A 20,420-nucleotide genomic window follows, 5' to 3' on the forward strand; every position below is an offset into this window, starting at 1 on the left:
GAAGAGCTTTTTACGAGATATATTAATGTCTTTCCCTGGAAATATTGGCTATGTTTTAAGAAGAATTGTTTTTAAAAAGATTTTTTCTGTAAATAATATAACAATAGGAAGAAATTCTTTTATGTCATATCGGAATATAACTATTGGCGAAGATTTCCGTATTGATACAAATGCACTTATTGCAGCAGAAAATGGAAGTTTGAGTATTGGGAAAAATGTAGGGCTTATGTCTAATTCACAAATAAATGCGAATCGGTCAAGAATCACCATAGGAAATTATGTTCTTATTGCACCTAATGTTGTAATACAAGGAGTTAATCATAATTGTGATATTACAGGTAAACCTATATTATTTTCTGGAGACCAAAAAGATAAGAATTTTATAGATATAGGTGATGATGTTTGGATAGGAGCTAATGCGATTATTACACCGGGTGTAAGAATTGGAAAAGGTGCAATTATTGGAGCAGGTTCCGTTGTAACAAAAGATATACCAGAATATATGATAGTGGGTGGAATTCCAGCTAAGATTATTAAAAAGAGAACAGAATGTCTAACAAAGTAAATAATTATAGCAAGAGTATTTTTATCATAAGGTTGAACAATGACTATTAAAGTTTTGGATTGTACACTAAGAGATGGTGGGTATATCAATGAATGGAGGTTTTCTAATGAACATATTAAAACAATTATTACTTCCCTTGAAGAATCAAATGTAGATATTATAGAATGTGGTTATTTGGATGATCAAAAAGGTACAAACGAAGATTCGACACTTTTTAGTAATTTGGATACAGTTGATAAAATTTTAGTTGATACTAATAATTTTATTCAAAAAGTAGTTATGATAAATTTAGGTGATTATAATGTGAAAAATTTGTTACCAAAAAATCAAACAAGAATTGATGGTATTAGGCTTGCTTTTCACAAAGATAAATTAAAGGAAGCTTTGATTATTTCTAAAACAATTATTGATTTAGGGTATCAGCTATATTTTCAGCCAATGATTACAAAGAATTATCAAGATATTGAATTTCTTTCTATGATTGAGGAAGTCAACAAATATAATCCTTATGCTTTTTATATAGTAGATAGTTTTGGTTCTATGACACTAGAGGAATTTAATAAATATTTGATATTAGCAAATCATAATTTAAATAATACTATTGCTTTAGGATATCATTCACATAATAACATGCAACTGGCATTTTCTAATGCAGTAGGCATGTGTACTTCCACTATAAAAAGGGGTCTGATTATTGATTCTAGTATTTATGGAATAGGTCGAGGGGCTGGTAATTTAAATACTGAACTTATATTTGATTATTTAAATAAAACTTTTGATAAAAAATATGATACATTACCGTTATTAGAAATAATTGATAAATTCTTAAATTCTATGATGAAAAAAACTCCATGGGGATTTTCTCCCGCTCAATTTTTATCTGCTTCGTTTAATTGTCATCCTAATTATGCAACGTATCTTATTAATAAGAATACAAATCATATTGTAGGTATTCAAAAAATACTTGAAAAACTTCCAAATAAAATAAAATCATCTTTTGATAAAGAATTTATAAAGAAGTTATATGTAGACTCCATTTTAGAAGAAAAAACTTCTCTTAAAGGAAAATTTAATTTAGATATAAATAAAAAAGTTTTACTGTTAGCTTCTGGTAAAAGTGTCAATGAAAATTTAGAAATGATTATTTCTAAAATTGATGATAAAAACTATATAACAATATCTTTAAATCATATATCAAAATTTAATACAGATTTTTGCTTTTTTACGAATCAAAAAAGATTTGATGAATTCAGTCCAAAAATTGATATATCAAAGACGATTATTACCAACAATATTTTTTCAGAATTAAATATCACTTCGGTATTAGACTTTAAATCATTGGCGTATACAAATAATAATTTAACAACCAATGTGGCAATATTGGCATTGAATCATTTAATGTCTTTAGGATTTAAAGAAGTTGAAATAGCAGGTCTTGATGGATATAAGTCAAGTTTAGATAATTATAATTATGATGAGACAAGCTTTATTGCAGATAAAAAAGCTCTTTTAGAAGAAAATGAACTTTTAAAAGGAGCGTTAGAATATATACAACATTATATCAAAATTGACTTTGTTACACCATCGATTTATGAAAATGATATGACTTTAAGAATTATAGGAATTATTCCAGCAAGATATAAATCATCTAGATTTGAAGGGAAACCACTTTGTTTAATCAAAGAGATACCTATGATAAAAAGAACATACACTCAAGCAAAAAAATCAAAACTTCTTAATAAATTGGTTGTTGCAACTGACAGTGATATAATAAAAGAGTATTGTGAAAGTGAAAATATTCCTGTTGTTATGACCAGTGAGGATTGTTTAACTGGAACAGATAGAATAGCACAAGTATCTCAAAGTGAACATTATGATTTATATGTAAATATTCAAGGTGATGAACCAGTTATTGACCCAATTGGTATAGATGAAGTTGTTGAAGAATTTAAAAAATATCGTGATAAATATATAGCATATAATTTATATAAAATTATAGAGGATGAAACTGAAGTCAACAGTGACACCATTATAAAAGTAATTGTCAATGAAAATAATGAACTTATGTATATGTCTAGATTAGGCACTCCTTATAATAAAACAAATAAAAAAGTAAAATATAAAAAGCAAGTATGTGTCTATGGTTTTACTAAAGAAGCTTTAAAAGTATTTTCTTCTAGAAATAAAACGTTAAATGAACAATTTGAAGATATTGAAATTTTAAGATTTTTAGATATGGGATATAAAGTTAAAATGAGAGAAACTTTTGTTGACTCCATTGCCGTTGATGTACCAGAAGACATAAAAAAAGTTGAGCTTTTTTTAGAAAAAAATGGATTGAAATAATGATAAAAAATATTCTATTTGATTTTGATGGTGTAATACTTGACAGTATGCCAATACGAGATTTTGGTTTTAAAGAAATTTTCAAAGATTTTGATAAGGATATAGTTGAGAAATTATTACAATATCATCGTCAAAATGGTGGATTATCTAGATATGTAAAAATAAGATACTTTTACGAAGAATTATTAGTTCAAGAAATATCCGAAAATAGAATTCAAGAACTGGCAGAAGAATTCTCAAAAATAATGAAAAAAGAATTAACTAATAAGCAATACATCATAGATGAAACGTATGAATTTATAAAGAATAATACAACTAAATACAATTTGCATATAGTTTCAGGTTCTGATGAGAAAGAATTACAATATTTGTGTAAAGAATTAGGATTAGAAAAATATTTTATATCTATTAATGGTTCTCCTACTCCAAAAAATGAGATAGTGAAAAAAGTACTAAGAGAATATAATTATATGTTAAATGAAACCATACTTATAGGTGATAGTATAAATGACTTTGAAGCAGCAAAAATAAATAATATAGATTTTTATGGATTTAATAATGAAAATTTAATAAATTGTTCAAAAACTTATATTGATAAGTTTGAAAATATTTTATTTTTAGATTATGGAATCGGAGAAAACAGTATTTCAAAGGAAAATAGGACTTTTTGTAATATTAAAGAGAATGAAGGGAAAGTAGACTATCTATTGTTTTTTGACTCTAGGGCATTAACAATTAATCAAAATGAGTATGATGAGACATATTTGATTAAAATGCTTGAAATATTTAATAAATGTTTCAAATCATATATTGCTGTTTCTCGACCTAAAAATATTACAATATTTGCAACATTACTCAATTTTTTAGAGAATAATAAAGATATAAAATTTAAGAATTTAATCACAAATGTCGGCTTTGTTGATTTTACTCCTAAAAAGAATGAATTTATTGAAGATATGTTATTACAAATTAAATATTTACATAATGAAGAAATTAAAATTGAAAAATTATCTAATTATGATATGCAAAATGGAAATGATTTTTTGTATAGTTTGCTTTATAAACAAGAGTATAAAAATTTTATTCGTAATACAATAGACAGTTATAAATTTAATAAAACTTTTTTTATGAATACTCCTGAAATTTCTGAAATGATTAAAATTGATAGGAATAGACCTATAGAGTTTTTTACAAAGATTTTAGTAAGCAATCAATTAATAGATGAAATTAGTAAATTGTCTCATTTGATTAATTTGAGAAAACTTTTTAAAGATGAAGAAAGACAATATACTTATGATGCGGTTCATTATACTTTAGAAGGACATCAGTGTATAATTGATAAAATTATGAGTACTAATGAGTTCTGAACAGTTAGATTCTTTTTATCATAAGAATAAAAAAGTTTTTCATAATTATATAAATAATATCAAGCAAAATAGTCAATGGGATATATATTCTATTATCAATGAAACTCTTATTAAAAACCCATACACAAGTGTGTTTGTTCTTAATTTCTTTAGAAACAACACTCAACCTAAGAATAAGTTTGTAGTATTTTTGAAAAGTTGTATAAAGTTGTATATTAAAAGTTTTTATCTTATATTCTCTTATTTTATAGCATATATTTTATTTAAAATATACTATAAAAAACAAAGAAAGAATAAGCTTAATATTATCATAGATGTCTTTGGACTTGTAGATAAAGTAAATAAGGAAGAGCAATTTAATGAAAATTATTTAGCAGATGTTTATGAAATATTTGAAAAAAATGCTATTCAATATGCAATATTACTGAGACCTTATCAAGTTGGTAAGAACCCTTTTAAACTGAAAAAATTTTTTAAAATAATAAATGAAGATAAAAGAGATTTTATTTTGGAGTATGAGTTATTAAAGTTAAATGACTTTATTAGATTGTTTGGATATTTTTTGATATATCCATTTAAAACACTTAGATTGTTACAAAATGAAAATGAAAATACCGATATATCTTTTAATTATTCATTAATTATAGATATTCAAAATGTGAATTTTGAAAGTTTTACCAGACATATTTTAGGTGAAAAATTAGCTAATATTAGTTCTCTTAAAAAAATATATTCTTGGAGTGAATTCCAAGTTATAGAAAGAAGCTTTAATTATTCTATAAGAAAAAACAGTGATACCATTGAATTGATTGGATTACAATTTTTCTTAAATTATGAAACATATTTTAATACGTATGTAGATGATTTAGATTATGAAATGTTAAGTTCACCCCATAAAATATTAGTCAATGGGAAATATTATCTTCAAAACAGAGAGAAAGTAAGATATGATATAGGAGTTTCTCTTAGATATAAAGATATTTTTCTTTTTAAGTGCATAAAAGAAGAGAAAAATATTTTACTTTTAGGTTCTTATATAGCAACAGATACAATGCATATGCTTAAAAGTATAGAAGCGTTTGAAAATGTAATATTTAAAAATCATCCAGTTGTTGATATTAGAAAATTAGGAAAGCTATCAAAAAATATAACAGTAACAAATGAAAATATTTATAAACTTTTTGAAAATACAAAGTTAGTTATAGCCACTGCATCAGGAACAGGAGTTGAAGCTGTGTCGTGTGGTATTTCGGTGATAATTATTGCCAGTAATGATAATCTAACCGCCAATCCATTGATAGAATATGGGAAAGGAAAGATTTGGGATATTGCTTTTAGTAAAGATGATGTTGGGATATTATATAATAAACTCATTGAATATAGAAAGAATAATATTGAGGATATAAAAAAGATATCAATGTGGTATAAGGAAAACTTTTTTATTCAACCAACAAAGGAAAATATTATTAATGCGTTTGATTTAAATAAGGAGTAAATACAAATATGAAAGTATTATTATTGGCAGGTGGATTTGGAACGAGATTGAGTGAAGAAACAGATATTAGACCAAAACCTATGGTTGAAATAGGTGGAAAACCAATTTTATGGCATATCATGAAAACATATTCTCAATATGGGTTTAATGAATTTGTAGTACTTTTAGGATATAAAGGTTATTATATAAAAGAGTACTTTGCAAATTATTTTTTGCATCAAAGTGATGTGACTATAGATATGGCAAATGGTTCTATAGAGATACATAATAATTCAAGTGAACCTTGGAAAGTAACGCTCCTTGATACAGGACTTGATAGTATGACTGGTGGGAGAATCAAAAGAGCACAAGAGTTTGTAGGAGATGAGCCATTTATGCTTACTTATGGAGATGGGGTGGCTGATATTAATATAGATGAATTAATTAAATTTCATAAAACTCATGGGAAAGCTATGACTATGACTTCAGCACAACCAGATGGTAGATTTGGTGCTTTAGATATTGATGATCATAATAAAGTAAATGAATTTAAAGAGAAACCAAAAGGTGATGGTAGCTGGATAAATGCTGGTTATTTTATATGTGAGCCAAAAGTGTTTGACTATATTACAGAAGGAAATGGAACAATATTTGAGCAAGCACCTTTGATGAATCTAGCAAAAGACGGAGAAGTTTTTACATATAAACACGCTGGTTTTTGGATGCCTATGGATACGTTAAGAGACAAAAATACTTTACAAAAATTGTGGGAAACAAATAAAGCTCCTTGGAAAGTCTGGTAATGTTTAACAATATTTATCAAAATAAAAAAGTATTAGTAACCGGTCACACAGGCTTTAAAGGAACTTGGCTTACTGCTTGGTTATTGCAATTAGGAGCAAAAGTCGTAGGAATTTCAAAAGATATACCCACTCAGCCATCAATGTTTGAAGAGTTAAAATTAGAAAATAAAATCACACATTATCAAGAAGACATAAGAGATTTATCTAAAATGATAGAGATAATTTCTTCTGAGAAACCAGAAATCTTATTTCATTTAGCTGCACAACCTATAGTTTCAACATCATATAATGAACCAATAGAAACTATTTCATCAAATGTGATGGGTACGGCAAATATTCTTGAAGCTTTGAAAATATCAAATCATAAATGCACGGCTATTATTATTACAAGTGATAAAGCTTATGATAATGTTGAGCAAGTGTGGGGTTATAAAGAAGATGATAAAATGGGTGGAAAAGATATTTATAGTGGGAGTAAAGGCGCTGCTGAGCTTATTATAAAGTCATACTATCACTCTTTTTTTAAAAATCCTAATTCAAATATTAAACTTGCAATTGGACGAGCTGGAAATGTCATCGGTGGTGGTGATTGGGCTAAAGATAGAATAGTAGTAGATTGTATGCAAGCTTGGAGTGAAGAAAAAATTGTAGAGATAAGAGCTCCAAAAGCCACAAGACCTTGGCAACATGTATTAGAGCCATTAAGTGGGTATTTAAATCTTGGTCAAGTCTTGTTTGAAGATTCTTCTTTACATGGAGAAGCATTTAATTTTGGACCACGAGCAGAACAAAATCACACAGTTGAAGAGCTTTTGATAGATTTAAGTAAATATTGGGATTTTAGAAATGTGAATGATGCTTATAAAGTAACTGGTAATATTTCATTTCACGAAGCAGGTCTTTTAAAACTCAATTGTGATAAGGCTTTATTTCATTTTAAATGGCAAGCCAATCTTGAATATAAAGATACTATTAGATTTACAAGTGAGTGGTATTATGCCTTTTATCATAGTGATAAAACAAATAAAAATATTTATGCTATAACAATGAAACAAATTCAAGAATATGAAATTTTAGCAAAACAAAAAGGCTTGATTTGGACAAAATAATCGTTACTTCATTAAAACAAATTCATCATCCAAAAGGTGATATATATCATGCTATGAAAAAAACTGATAGAGGCTTTGAAGGTTTTGGAGAAGCTTATTTTTCAACTATAAATAAAAATGAGATAAAAGGCTGGAAGAAACATACTCAAATGACTTTAAACTTAGTTGTACCTATTGGAGCGATAGAGTTTGTAATATATGATGAAGAGAGTAAAGAGTTTTTTTCTATAAAATTATCGCAAAATAATTATAAAAGGTTGACAGTGAAACCTACTCTTTGGGTTGCATTTAGGGGAATAGAGGAACATAATATGCTTTTAAATTTAGCAAGTATTGAGCATGACCCCAACGAAGCTATTAATGTTGTATTAAGTGATATAGACTACAGATGGAGCAAACTATGATAAAGTTTTGGCAGATAAATTGGTTTGATATAGAGTTTAGTAGTTTTACAAAGGTAACTTCAATGAAACAAGCAGACGAAGATTTCTATAGTATGTTTTATATTGAGTTTTTTAAAAAATTTAATTCTTATAATGAATTACCGGATAGTTGGAGAAAAGATAAAGAAATCTTAGCTAATTTTATTTTTGAGCATATAAAAAACAAACAAAAGGTATTATCTGTAGGTAGTGGAAATGGTTTTATTGAAAATGAATTATCTAAAAAATGGGGGAAAGAGCTAGTCGCTATTGAACCTTCAAAAACTTCTTCAAAATGGTTAAAAAAAAATGAAAAAATAAAACTTATAAATGGTTATTTCCCAGATTGTTTACATAGCACAGACAAATTTGATTTTGCTTATATGAGTTACATTGATTATGTATTTGATGATAATATGTATGTAAATATGTTAAAGGATATTAAAGAATATCCAATTAATGATTTTTTACTTATAGGAGCTAGTGTTTATACTCCAAACTTTAAAGAATCAATAAAGTATTTAATTAAAAATTTGCTTAGTTTCATTGGGCTTTATAATCAGCAACGATGGGGGTATCAAAGAACTGTGATGGAACATTTAGCAATATTTAAAAAAGCTGGATATAAAAATATTGAATATGGAAAATTAGAAAATGGCACGTACTGGATAAGAGCTAAAAATGAATAAGATAAGACTTTCGAAATCATCTATTTCACAAGCTGAAAAAGAAGCTGTATTAAAGGTGCTTGATAAAGAGTATCTTGGCATGGGGGAAGAGGTAAAACTATTTGAAGAGAAAATACAACATTATCTTCAAACAAAGATGGATGTTGTTTGTGTAAATACAGGAACATCAGCACTTCATTTGGCATTGAGTGCTTTAGAACTTAGTGCTAGTGATGAAGTCCTCGTACCATCTCTTACTTACATTGCTTCATATCAGGCAATTTCAGCCACAGGTGCTAAACCTATATCATGTGAAGTTAATCAACAAACTTTATTTATAGATATTGAAGATGCTAGAAAAAAAGTTACTAAAAATACCAAAGTAATTATGCCCGTACACTATGCTAGTAGTTCAAAAGGTATGGATGAAGTTTATAAATTGGCAAAAGAATACAATCTTCGAGTTGTTGAAGATGCCGCACAAGCTTTTGGAAGTAAACGAGACTGTGAATTTATAGGAACACATGGAGATATTATCTGTTTTAGTTTTGATGGAATAAAGAATATTACATCAGGAGAAGGAGGGGCAATACTTTCACAGGATAAAGAATTTATACAAAAAGTTCAAGATGGGAGACTTCTTGGTGTAGAAAAAGATACAGATAAAAGATACTCAGGGCAGAGAAGCTGGGATTTTGATGTTAATTATCAAGGCTTTAGATATCATATGAGTAATATTATGGCAGCCATTGGCATAGCCCAACTAACTAGGTTACAAGATTTTAGTGTCAAACGACAAGAGATTGCTAAAAAATATATAAAAGCCTTTAGTACTATAGATAAAATTAAAATGCTAGATTTTGATTTTAATGAAGTTTTACCTCATATCTTTGTTATAAAAGTAAGTAATAGAAATGAATTAAGAGAATATTTACTTTCAAATAATATAGAATGTGGAATTCATTATAAACCAAATCATTTACTTAGTAAATATAAATTCAATACTCAAGCATTGCCAATAACAGAAAAAATATATAGTGAAATAATAACGTTACCTTGTCATTTTGATTTGACTAAAAAAGAACAAGATATAATTATAGAAAAAATAAGTGAATTTTATGCGTGATAAAAAACCTTTAATTTCAATTATAATGAATTGCTATAATAGTGATCAATATCTTGAAGAAGCTATAAACAGCATTTTTTTTCAAACATACAAAAACTGGGAAATAATTTTTTGGGATAATCAATCAGTAGATAGAAGTGCAGAAATTGTCAAATCATATAGAGATCAAAGAATAAAATACTTTTATGCACCTACACATACTACATTGGGTGAAGCTAGAAATAAAGCTTTAGAAAAAGTTAATGGAGAATTTATTTCTTTTTTAGATTGTGATGATTTATATTTATCTGAAAAATTAGAAAAAACTTTAAATGCTTTTAATGAAAATGAAATAGGGTTAGTTTATACTAATGGTTATACATTGTATAATAATGAAAATAAAAAAAAAGTTTTTTATAAAGAAATTCAGTCGACTGGTGATTTATTTGTAGATTGGTTATCTAGCTATCAAGTTATGATACCTAGTGTTATGTTTAGAAAGAATGTATTAAATGATTTAGAGTATTGGTTTGATACCAGATTTAATATGATAGAAGAATTTGATTTTTTTATACGAATATCTAAAAAATGGAAAGTAAATTATTGTCATGAAAATCTTTGTGTATGGAGAGCACATGTTGGAAGCCTCACTTGGACAAAAAAAGAATTTTTCGAACAAGAGAATAAACAGTTTTTGGAATGTATTGTAATCAAATACCCTGAAATCGCTAATACAATTAGTCTTAATAAATTTAAAGCAAAAATAGCATATCAAGAGTTTTATAATACTTGGAACAAAAAAAATAAGGCGGAAAGAAAATTACTTATTCCTTATTTGTTTGTTGAGAAAAGATTGATTTTAGTTTATATATTTTCTTTTCTCAATTTAAATAGTTTTAATAAAATTTTAAAAAAACTAGGTAAAAATGTTTAAGCTAAATCATTCAAATATATTTTATAAGTTTTTACTCTTTATGCCTTTTGTCGCAATTATTTCTAATAAATTAAGCCCAATTATAGCTTATGCTATCATTGGCTGTTTTTTATTATCTTTTTTATTTTTTAAAATACAATTTAACCAACTTAAAATAGGTCTCTTGCTATATCTTTTCTTTTTAACAATAATTTTATACATCTCATTTATTTATCAACAATTGCAATACGATTTTAATAATTTATACTATATACAATTTTTTGGTTCCCAATTGTTATTATTATTTATTTTTACATTATTTATTAATATTAATTATGTAAATAATATCTACCTAAAATCATTTTTTAAAACATTGATTTATATAGTTTTTTTTTCAGTTATTTTAGATTATATTTTATTACAAAATGGCATGTTTGAAAGTCAAATGATGTTCAAAGCAGCAGCATCTTCATATCATGGTAAACCATTAGGAATATTTGGCCAATTTAGTATAAATTCATCATATATAGTTATTTTTTATATGCTTTATTTGTCTTTTGAAAATAAATTAAATAAAACATTATGTATGTTTTTGTTTTCATTAGTCACAGTTACTGTATTGCTCGAAGACTCTGGTACAGGTTATATTGTTTACTGTCTGCTTATTATAACAATATTTTACAAATTCAAAATTGTAAGGTACATATTTTTACCAATGGGAGTAATAATAGTGTATTTTATTATACAGAGTAATTTGGTAACAAAAATTTCTTATACTTATTTAAATTTTTTATATCAATACTTTAACGAAATACTTAATGTAAATTATGTAAGTCACATACATACAATTAGTGATATTTTATTTGGGATAGATGGTAATTATAACTTTCCTATAGACTTTGGTCCTTTATTTCTTATTGCAAAGGTAGGATTTTTATATTTTATATTTTATTCAATAGCCATTTTTTATATGATTCATAAAGCACCAGATAGATATTTTAAAATGGCAATAATCTCATTAGTTTTAGGAAATATACATTATCCAACATTGTTTTATCCTATAATGAATGTATTGTTGCCATTACTTTTTATATATGTAATAAATTTTAAAAAAGGCATTCTAAACAATGAATATATTAATAAGATGTAGGGTGAGTTTATATCAATGTTTCTTTATACAATAAATTTATTAAAAGGAAATAATATATGATAAAAAATATAGTAATTGGTAAAAATAGTAACTTATCTAATCATATTTATAAACAACTTTCTAATTGTTCTTTAATATCTTCTCGAGAAATATTTAATGATGTTAACATATTATTAGAATTTAAATACGAAAATATCAATATAATATTTAATAATTTTCAGCCTGCAATCGAGCTAAATAGCATTGAAAACAATAGTAAATATATAACTAATTCTATTTTAATTACTTCAATGATTCTAGACTATTTTAAAAATACACAAATAAATAAACTTATTTACACAAGTAGCAGCTCTGTATATGGGAATAATATATTATGCAGTGAAAAAGATGATTTGAAACCTATGAATTTGCATGCATCATTAAAGGTTGCAAATGAAAAGTTAATAGAGAATTATTGTAGTAAAAATAATATTGATTACACCATAGCAAGAATATTTAATATGTATGGAGGAGATGACAACTTTTCTGTCATAAGCAAGATAATTAAAGCATATAAAACTAGTCAAGAGCTTACCATTGCAAATAATGGAAATGCTATTAGAGATTTTATACACATAGATGATGTTGTAAACTCCTATATCAGAATATTAGAAATAAGAGGTTTAAATATTGTAAATATTGGAACGGGAACAGGTCATTCCATAAAAAATATACTAGATTTTCTAGAAAATAATAAAATCTCAATAAAAACTAAAAACATTTATAGAGATGAATTGAAAACCTCTACGGCGAACAATCGATTATTATGTGAAGTAGTCTGTATAGATAGTTTTACGGATATTCGGACATATTTAAAAAAAGAGTTAGATATATGAATAAGATGGTTATAATCGTTACGGTCCCTGTTGTTTTAGAAACATGGCTTAAAGGGCAACCGAGATTTTTATCGCAATATTATGAAGTAGAAATAATAACTTCCTATGCGGAGAATATAAAAAATATCGAAAAGTATGAAAATGTTTCCATTAAGGTTATGGATCTAAACAGAAAAATAAACTTATTGAAAGATTTAAAAGTTTTAATACAACTGTTTATATATCTGATGAAATCTCGTCCGACTATAGTGTATACACTGTCACCAAAAGCAGGATTATTGGGAATGGTTGCTTCTTGGATATCAAGAATTCCATATAGAATTCACAATGTGGTAGGTTTGCCTCATCTCGAAGCACAAGGGAAGAGAAAATCTATTTTGATTTTTACGGAGACGTTGACATACTGGTTTTCTACAAATTTATATTGCAATAGTTTTAACTTAATAGGGGAAATGAAAAAGTTAACTAATAAGGCAGTAAACGTAATTGGTAATGGTTCCGTTAACGGGGTGGATACGCAATACTTTTTAGACAATGTAGAACAGCATGAAAGAGCTGATATACGTCATAAAAACAGCATAAAAGATGGTGACTTTGTCCTGACTTTCGTAGGTAGAATTGTCAAAGATAAGGGAATCAATGAGTTAGTAAATGTTTTTATGAGATTAAGTAAAAAATATGAAAATTTAAAACTATTGCTAATAGGTGATTATGAAGATGAGTTAAACCCTCTATCGAGTAAGAGTAGAAAGTATATTGAAACAGAGAAGAAAATAGTTCACCTAGAATTTCAAGAAGACATCAGAAAATATTTATCAATATCAGATCTCTTTGTATTACCTTCTTACAGAGAAGGTTTGCCAAATGTACTGATCGAAGCGGGGAGTTACGGTATACCATTGTTAGCAACAAATATAAATGGGTGTAATGAAGTTATAATAAATGGCAAAAATGGATCTTTAGTAAATAAAAAAGATGAAGATAGTCTGTATAAAGCAATTGAAAAATTTCTTGTTGATAAGGAATATTATCATTTTATAAAAAATAATGTGAGAAAAAGTATTATTGATAGATATTCTCAAGAATATTTTTATAATGAACTCTATAAAGAATTTTTAATGATAGAAAAGAATCAAAATTGAAAAAGATATTAGTTACAGGTGCAAATGGTTTTATTGGAGGTTATTTTATAGATAAATACAAGAGTAAATATAATATACAGAAGTTCTCATTTTTAAATGATGATGTTGAAAATCTACATATTGAAGATGTAGATATAATTATTCATCTATCCGCTCTTGTCCATCAGATCAATGAAGTAAGTGTACAGGAATATGATAGAGTTAATGTTGTTCAAACTTTATATTTAGCTAAGAGAGCTAAAGAAAATGGTGTAAAACAATTTGTTTTTATAAGTACTATCGCAGTTTATAGTGGAGAACTTGAAAAACTTGATGAAAATAGTTATTGTGACCCTATCACATATTATGGGAAAAGTAAGCTGAAAGCCGAGCAAGAACTTTTAAAACTAAATGATGAGACTTTTATAGTAAGTATCATTAGACCACCGATGGTATATGGAAACAATGCACCAGGAAACATAGATTTATTGGTAAAATTAGTTAAAAAAGCTTTGATCATACCTTTAGGTAGAATAACTAATAAAAGGAGTTTTGTGTATGTAGGTAATCTTTCGTATCTGATAAATGAGGTTATAGAACAGCAACATAATGGTATTTTTTTGGCAAGTGATGATAAGCCGTTGAGTACTACGATGTTGATTGAACTTATTGCTAAAAATCTTGATAAGAAAATATATCTAACAAAAATACCTTTTTTTGAAATACTATTGAAAATGGCTAAACCATCATTTCATAAAAGACTTTATGGAAGTTTGGTTGTAGATGATAGTGCTACACGTGAATGCTTAGATTTAACCTATCCATATACTATTGAAGATGGAATAAAACTTATGATAGGGGGAGAAAATATTTGATATATGGAGTACTTTTTGTCATATCGTTTATAATAACTTATTTAGTTAAAAACTATGCAATTAAAAAATCTTTAGTTGCCCAAGTTAATGAAAGAAGCAGTCATACGACACCCACCCCTCATGGTGGAGGAATTGCAATTGCAATTGCATGGTTTTTAGGACTCATTTATCTCTATTTTACAAAGCAAATTGACCATTCACTGTTTTATGCACTTTTAGTTGGAGTTCTTATTTCAGTTGTGAGTTTTTTTGATGATATCTTTGAACTCAGTGCAAAGTTAAGACTCTTTGTTCAAGCTCTTGTTGCAATTTTAGGGTTACTAGCATTAGGTGGATTTCACACTTTAAATTTTGGTCTGTTTATCATTGAGAATCAACTCTTTACTAATATGTTTGCTTTTTTTATGATTATTTGGTTTATTAATCTTTATAACTTTTTAGATGGAATTGATGGCTATGCGGGAAGTGAAGCCATATTTTTGTCTCTTGCAGGATTTGTTTTATTTGGTGGAAATCACTTTTTAATTTTAGCCGTTGCCGTTTTAGGTTTTTTATATTGGAACTGGCACAAAGCTAAAATATTTATGGGTGATGTAGGAAGTACTCTTTTAGGATATAACATTGCAATTTTTACTGTCTATTATACCAATGTTCAAAGCAGTAACTTCTGGCTTTGGATAATACTCTTTGGTCTTTTTTGGTTTGATGCAACCTTAACTTTAATACGACGATATAAAAATGGTGAAAAACTGAGTCAAGCACATAAAAAACATGCTTATCAACGATTGCATCAAAGTGGATGGAACCACAGAAAAATTGTAAGTTATTCGATTTTTACCAATCTATTACTTTTTTGTATTGTTTATTTTATTTCCAATTTGTTTTTAGCATTTATAATTTCAATTATGTTACTTTTTAGTATAATAAAATTTATAAATAAACAAAAGGCATTTAAGTAATGATAAACATCGATAAAAGAATTCTTAATTTTATAGTCATTATAACTCTGACTCTTTTTACATTTTGGTGGACTTTTTTTATTTTCCATATCAAGTTTGATATAAAACCTGTTCTTCTAGTTCTTTTGGTGCGTATGCTTGCATCTGCACTCATATTTCAAGATTTCAGTCTCAGTTGGAGTAAAGCAAGCCAGAAAACCTTTTTAATCAAATGTTTTGTTTATTCAGTTGCCTTTGTAATCTATTTTCCTTTTTTATATGGAAAAGTTAGATTCGCTTTTTTAGTCTCTGAAGTTTGTTTATATATTCTTGCCATTAATTTTTTTATGTATGTTTATTATTCTGTTGTCAATAAAAGTAATACAAGTAAAACCAAATCACTTGTCATTTATGGCGCTGGTCGAGCTGGAATGAAACTTTCTGACGAGTTTAAAAACAGTGCTTATAAAATAACTTATTTTATTGATGATAATAAATCATTACATAAAAGAAGCATTGATGGTATAAAAATCATCTCTCAGAAATATTTAAAAAGAGTATTAAAAAACAGAAAATTTGACCTTTTAGTCATTGCAATGCCATCGGCAGAACAAAAAAGAATCAAACTCATCTATGAAAGATTAAACCCTTACTTTAAACAAATAAAAATTTTACCCAGTTTAGAAAATATTTTAGAAAATACGAACTTTAGTACCCAATTACAAGATATCTCTGTTGAAGATTTACTTGCACGCCATCCAAAAGATTTAGATAAAGCACAAATAGAAGCGTTTATAAAAGACAAAGTCGTTTTAATTACAGGAGCTGGTGGAAGTATTGGAAGTGAAATCAGCCGACAGTGCCAAAAGTTTGGTGCGAAACAGCTTATTTTACTCGATCACAGTGAATACAATCTTTATCAAATTACTGAAGAGTTAAATGAAACTAATGTTATTTCTGTTATGCAAACCGTCAGAAACTTTGGTTTTGTCGAAAATACGTTCAAAAAATACCAACCACAAATTGTTATTCACGCAGCTGCTTATAAACACGTGCCATTAGTAGAAGATAATATCTTAGAAGGTATTTCAAACAATATTATGGGTACAAAAAATTGTATTGATTTAGCGATAAAATATAATGCTGAAAAATTTGTCCTCATTTCAACAGATAAGGCCGTGCGTCCTACGAATGTAATGGGGACAACCAAACGTATTTGTGAACTCTATGCACAAAATGTTAAACCCAATAATACCGAAATTGTTGCCGTTCGATTTGGAAATGTTTTGGGAAGCAGCGGAAGTGTTATTCCAAAATTTAAAGAACAAATTGCCAATGGAAAACCTATTACGGTAACTCACCCTGACATTACACGTTACTTTATGCTCATACCAGAAGCGTGTGAACTCGTACTTCAAGCAGCAAGTATTGGTAAAGGTGGAGAAATTTTCATTTTAGACATGGGAGAGCCCATAAAAATAGTTGATTTGGCAAAAAAGATGATTGATTTAAGTGGACGAGATGACATTCAAATAGTATTTTGTGGGCTTAGACCAGGCGAAAAGCTTTATGAAGAATTACTTATCAACGACAGTGATAAAAAAACAGATTATGAGTCAATTACTGTCGCTTCTTCAACGAAATTTGATATTGAACTTTTAAATAAAAAAATTGAAGAACTTTTAGTTTGTGAAGATAAAATCAAAGTATTAAAAGAGATTGTTCCAGAGTTTAATCATCAATTAAATTAACCTCAACAAAGAGATATTTTAAGAATCACTGTTAAAAATATCTCTTGTATATACTTTTTCTTTGACATCCATAATACTATCACTGAGTCTGTTTGCAACAATAACATCTGCAATATTTTTAAATTCATTTAAATCTTTGATGACTCTTGAGTTAAAAAAACTCTCATCTTCACAAGCAGGTTCATAAATAACCACTTCAATGCCTTTTGCTTTGATTCGTTTCATGATTCCTTGAATAGCAGAACTTCTGAAATTATCTGAACCACTTTTCATAACCAGTCTGTAAATACCAACTATTTTTGGCTGTTTTTTAAGAATAGTATCTGCGATAAAATCTTTTCGAGTACTGTTGGCTTTTACAATGGCTTCAATCATATTTGAAGGCACATTGGCATAATTGGCTAAGAGTTGTTTGGTATCTTTAGGCAAACAATACCCACCATAACCAAAACTTGGATTATTGTAATGTTTTCCTATTCGTGGATCTAACCCTACGCCTTCAATAATTTGTTTTGTATCTAAACCATGAGTTTGAGCATAGGTATCCAATTCATTAAAATAAGCCACTCTCATTGCCAAATAGGTATTGGCAAAAAGTTTAATGGCTTCCGCTTCTGTTGAATGGGTAAAAAGAATTTCAATATTTTTTTTCAGTGCACCATCAGCTAATAGCTTGGCAAAAATAGTGGCTCTTTCACTTTTCTCACCCACAATGATTCGGCTTGGATAAAGATTGTCATGTAATGCCAACCCTTCTCTTAAAAACTCAGGAGAAAAGATAATATTAGATGTATTGAATTTTTCATTTAAAGATTTGGTGTACCCTACTGGAATGGTAGATTTAATTACCATGGTTGCCGTTGGATTAATACTTAACACATCTGCAATAACATATTCAATCGATTTGGTATTAAAATAGTTGGTTTCAGGGTCATAATCAGTCGGCGTTGCGATGATAATATAATCGGCATCTTTGTATGCCTCTTCCTTATCTAGTGTCGCTTTAAAATCCAAATCATCTCTTTGAAGATACTCTTCAATCTCTTTATCTTCAATGGGTGATTTTTTATTTTGTAACATCTTCACTTTTTCAGGAATAATATCCAATGCAACCACTTTGTTGTGTTGTGCAAGTAAAATTCCATTACTTAACCCAACGTATCCAGTACCAGCTATGGCTATCTTATATTTTTTATTATTCATTTTCTTTCCAATATATTTTAAAATGGGAAAAATAGAGGAACCAGTCCAATAACCAATAGACTATATACAACAGAAACAATGGCTCCACTTTTTAAAAATACTTTCATATCATATCCCCCAATACTGTACACCATCAAATTGGTTTGATAACCATAGGGCATTAAAAAACTCGCACTGGCCCCATAAACAACTGCCATAATAAACGGTAACAAACTGCTATCAAACGCCAAAGCAGTTGAGTATGCAATAGGAAAGCTCAATGCTGCAGCTGCATTATTTGTGATTATTTCTGTCAATAAAAAAGTAAACAGATATATTGAAACAAAAGCACCAAATACACCATAACCACCAAAAATAAAATTTAACCCTTCCGCAAGTGATTGCGCAAGTCCACTTTGAATCATAACCGTTGCGATTCCCAAAGCTGAACCTATAATAATCATCAATTCAAAGGGAAATCTTCTTTTGATTTCACTTATAGTTATAAAGCCAAATATTATAAACAGAACAAGTAAAATAAAGAGTCCTTTAATCAGTGGCAAAATGCCAATAAAACTTACAAATAAAACACTGAAAAAACCACCTAACACAATATAACTTTCTTTTTTTGACAATCTTTTTTCAATGCCTATTTGATTTGTAAAATAAAAATTCTTGTTGATATTATCTCGTTTCATAAAATCTTGTCCAATGGCCAAAACAAGATTATCTCCCACATGAAGCTTAATATCACTTATTTTGCCAGATAGTTTTTCATTTCCTCGTTTAATTGCAATAACAGAAGCATTAAACTTACTTCTAAAATTTGACTCTTTTATGGTTTTATTAATCATTGTTGAATCATTTGAGAGAATAACTTCTATGATATTATCACTTAAATTGTGTTGCTGATGAATCAATTCTAAGCCAGAAAACTGCTTTAATATCTCAATATGTTTAACATCACCACTGAAAAGCAAAATATCATTCTCGTTTAATATTTCACTGGGTTCGACAGGCGAAATCACTTTGCCTTCTCTGTATATTTCACTTAAAAAAAGATACTCTAAATTTCTTAAATTATTTTGTAATACCGTTTGCCCTATTAATTTAGAATCAGCTAAAACTTTTGCCTCTAAAAAATAATTCTCTTTTATTTTATCCACTTGAATATTGGGTAAAAATCTTGAAATTACTACCAACACTCCTGCGCCAATAAGAGCAATCGGAAGTCCTACATAGATAAAATCAAATAGTTTCAGTGGAGTCAACCCATTTTCAATCATAAAACTGTTGATTAATAAATTGGTTGATGTCCCAATTAAAGTGATTGTACCACCAAAAATAGCCGCGTATGATAATGGCAATAATAATCTGGATGGAGCATGAAACTTATTTTGATTTACAACACTTATCATAGAGGCAACAACGGCTGTATTATTTAAAAAAGCAGAAAAAAGTGAAGTAAAAAGAGACATTTTTAAAAGTGATTTAATATAAGAAGCTGAAAAAAGTTTATTTGAAATAGTTTGTATAAAAGAGGTCTTTTCAAAAACAATAGAGACAATCAACAACAGCAATAAAGTAATTAATGAGGGATTAACAAAGCCATGAAGCATTTTATCCAATTTAATCAAATCAAAAAAGTAATAAAACAACAATAACCCAAAAAATAAAAATGAGGCTCTGATTTTATTTTTAATTAAAAGAAACAACAATATACATAAAGATACAAATACGACATAGCTCATTTCAC

The 20,420-nt window shown here is 27.7% G+C and carries 17 protein-coding genes and 1 pseudogene; 16 read left to right on the forward strand and 2 right to left on the reverse strand.

The features are described from left to right. Positions 1 to 388: 388 nt before the first annotated feature. From ACNI3C_RS02095 to ACNI3C_RS02170, 16 genes and pseudogenes are all read left to right on the forward strand, one after another. Positions 389 to 565, forward strand: a pseudogene (locus tag ACNI3C_RS02095) (DapH/DapD/GlmU-related protein); the annotation flags it as partial. 39 nt (positions 566 to 604) lie between these two features. Continuing rightward, entirely contained in the window at positions 605 to 2,911 is a 2,307-nt protein-coding gene (locus tag ACNI3C_RS02100) for a 3-deoxy-manno-octulosonate cytidylyltransferase (RefSeq protein WP_419770606.1), read from the forward strand. Beyond that, positions 2,911 to 4,278: an HAD-IA family hydrolase gene (locus tag ACNI3C_RS02105; RefSeq protein ID WP_419770607.1), complete on the forward strand. Its 1,368-nt coding sequence runs from the start codon at positions 2,911 to 2,913 to the stop codon at positions 4,276 to 4,278. Before ACNI3C_RS02100 ends, ACNI3C_RS02105 begins: the two co-directional genes overlap by 1 nt. Beyond that, the gene (locus tag ACNI3C_RS02110; RefSeq protein ID WP_419770608.1) at positions 4,268 to 5,773 is read left to right on the forward strand and encodes a hypothetical protein; all 1,506 of its coding nucleotides are present in this window, start codon (positions 4,268 to 4,270) and stop codon (positions 5,771 to 5,773) included. Before ACNI3C_RS02105 ends, ACNI3C_RS02110 begins: the two co-directional genes overlap by 11 nt. 8 nt (positions 5,774 to 5,781) lie before the next feature. Then, positions 5,782 to 6,555, forward strand: a complete 774-nt coding sequence (rfbF, locus tag ACNI3C_RS02115; protein WP_419770609.1) for a glucose-1-phosphate cytidylyltransferase — start codon at positions 5,782 to 5,784, stop codon at positions 6,553 to 6,555. Next, on the forward strand, positions 6,555 to 7,664 hold the full coding sequence (gene rfbG, locus ACNI3C_RS02120; protein ID WP_419770610.1) for a CDP-glucose 4,6-dehydratase: 1,110 nt from the start codon (positions 6,555 to 6,557) through the stop codon (positions 7,662 to 7,664). Before rfbF ends, rfbG begins: the two co-directional genes overlap by 1 nt. Continuing rightward, on the forward strand, positions 7,652 to 8,068 hold the full coding sequence (locus ACNI3C_RS02125) for a WxcM-like domain-containing protein (RefSeq protein WP_419770611.1): 417 nt from the start codon (positions 7,652 to 7,654) through the stop codon (positions 8,066 to 8,068). Before rfbG ends, ACNI3C_RS02125 begins: the two co-directional genes overlap by 13 nt. Positions 8,069 to 8,130: 62 nt before the next feature. Then, positions 8,131 to 8,775 (forward strand): class I SAM-dependent methyltransferase, encoded by a 645-nt coding sequence (locus tag ACNI3C_RS02130; RefSeq protein ID WP_419770612.1) that lies wholly within the window; start codon positions 8,131 to 8,133, stop codon positions 8,773 to 8,775. Then, positions 8,768 to 9,880 (forward strand): DegT/DnrJ/EryC1/StrS family aminotransferase, encoded by a 1,113-nt coding sequence (locus ACNI3C_RS02135; protein ID WP_419770613.1) that lies wholly within the window; start codon positions 8,768 to 8,770, stop codon positions 9,878 to 9,880. Before ACNI3C_RS02130 ends, ACNI3C_RS02135 begins: the two co-directional genes overlap by 8 nt. Further along, entirely contained in the window at positions 9,873 to 10,793 is a 921-nt protein-coding gene (locus tag ACNI3C_RS02140; RefSeq protein ID WP_419770614.1) for a glycosyltransferase family 2 protein, read from the forward strand. The genes ACNI3C_RS02135 and ACNI3C_RS02140 overlap by 8 nt, the downstream gene beginning before the upstream one ends. Further along, a complete protein-coding gene (locus tag ACNI3C_RS02145) occupies positions 10,786 to 11,922 on the forward strand; it encodes a hypothetical protein (protein WP_419770615.1) in 1,137 nt (378 codons plus the stop codon). Before ACNI3C_RS02140 ends, ACNI3C_RS02145 begins: the two co-directional genes overlap by 8 nt. 56 nt (positions 11,923 to 11,978) lie before the next feature. After that, a complete protein-coding gene (locus ACNI3C_RS02150) occupies positions 11,979 to 12,797 on the forward strand; it encodes an NAD-dependent epimerase/dehydratase family protein (RefSeq protein WP_419770616.1) in 819 nt (272 codons plus the stop codon). Beyond that, on the forward strand, positions 12,794 to 13,939 hold the full coding sequence (locus tag ACNI3C_RS02155) for a glycosyltransferase family 4 protein (protein ID WP_419770617.1): 1,146 nt from the start codon (positions 12,794 to 12,796) through the stop codon (positions 13,937 to 13,939). Before ACNI3C_RS02150 ends, ACNI3C_RS02155 begins: the two co-directional genes overlap by 4 nt. Then, positions 13,936 to 14,793, forward strand: a complete 858-nt coding sequence (locus ACNI3C_RS02160) for an NAD-dependent epimerase/dehydratase family protein (protein WP_419770618.1) — start codon at positions 13,936 to 13,938, stop codon at positions 14,791 to 14,793. Before ACNI3C_RS02155 ends, ACNI3C_RS02160 begins: the two co-directional genes overlap by 4 nt. Beyond that, positions 14,790 to 15,752 carry an MraY family glycosyltransferase gene (locus ACNI3C_RS02165; RefSeq protein WP_419770619.1) on the forward strand — a complete coding sequence of 321 codons (963 nt, stop codon included), beginning with the start codon at positions 14,790 to 14,792 and terminating at the stop codon, positions 15,750 to 15,752. Before ACNI3C_RS02160 ends, ACNI3C_RS02165 begins: the two co-directional genes overlap by 4 nt. Then, positions 15,752 to 17,482 carry a polysaccharide biosynthesis protein gene (locus tag ACNI3C_RS02170; protein ID WP_419770620.1) on the forward strand — a complete coding sequence of 577 codons (1,731 nt, stop codon included), beginning with the start codon at positions 15,752 to 15,754 and terminating at the stop codon, positions 17,480 to 17,482. The genes ACNI3C_RS02165 and ACNI3C_RS02170 overlap by 1 nt, the downstream gene beginning before the upstream one ends. 18 nt (positions 17,483 to 17,500) lie before the next feature. Here the strand turns inward: ACNI3C_RS02170 and ACNI3C_RS02175 are convergent, their stop codons facing one another. Further along, positions 17,501 to 18,685, reverse strand: a complete 1,185-nt coding sequence (locus tag ACNI3C_RS02175; protein WP_419770621.1) for a nucleotide sugar dehydrogenase — start codon at positions 18,683 to 18,685, stop codon at positions 17,501 to 17,503. 17 nt (positions 18,686 to 18,702) lie between these two features. Next, the gene (locus ACNI3C_RS02180) at positions 18,703 to 20,415 is read right to left on the reverse strand and encodes an SLC13 family permease (protein ID WP_419770622.1); all 1,713 of its coding nucleotides are present in this window, start codon (positions 20,413 to 20,415) and stop codon (positions 18,703 to 18,705) included. Between the last annotated feature and the right edge of the window lie 5 nt (positions 20,416 to 20,420).

The sequence above is a fragment of the Marinarcus sediminis (SeqCode) genome, assembly GCF_048571275.1.
Taxonomy (GTDB): Bacteria; Campylobacterota; Campylobacteria; order Campylobacterales; family Arcobacteraceae; genus Marinarcus; species Marinarcus sediminis.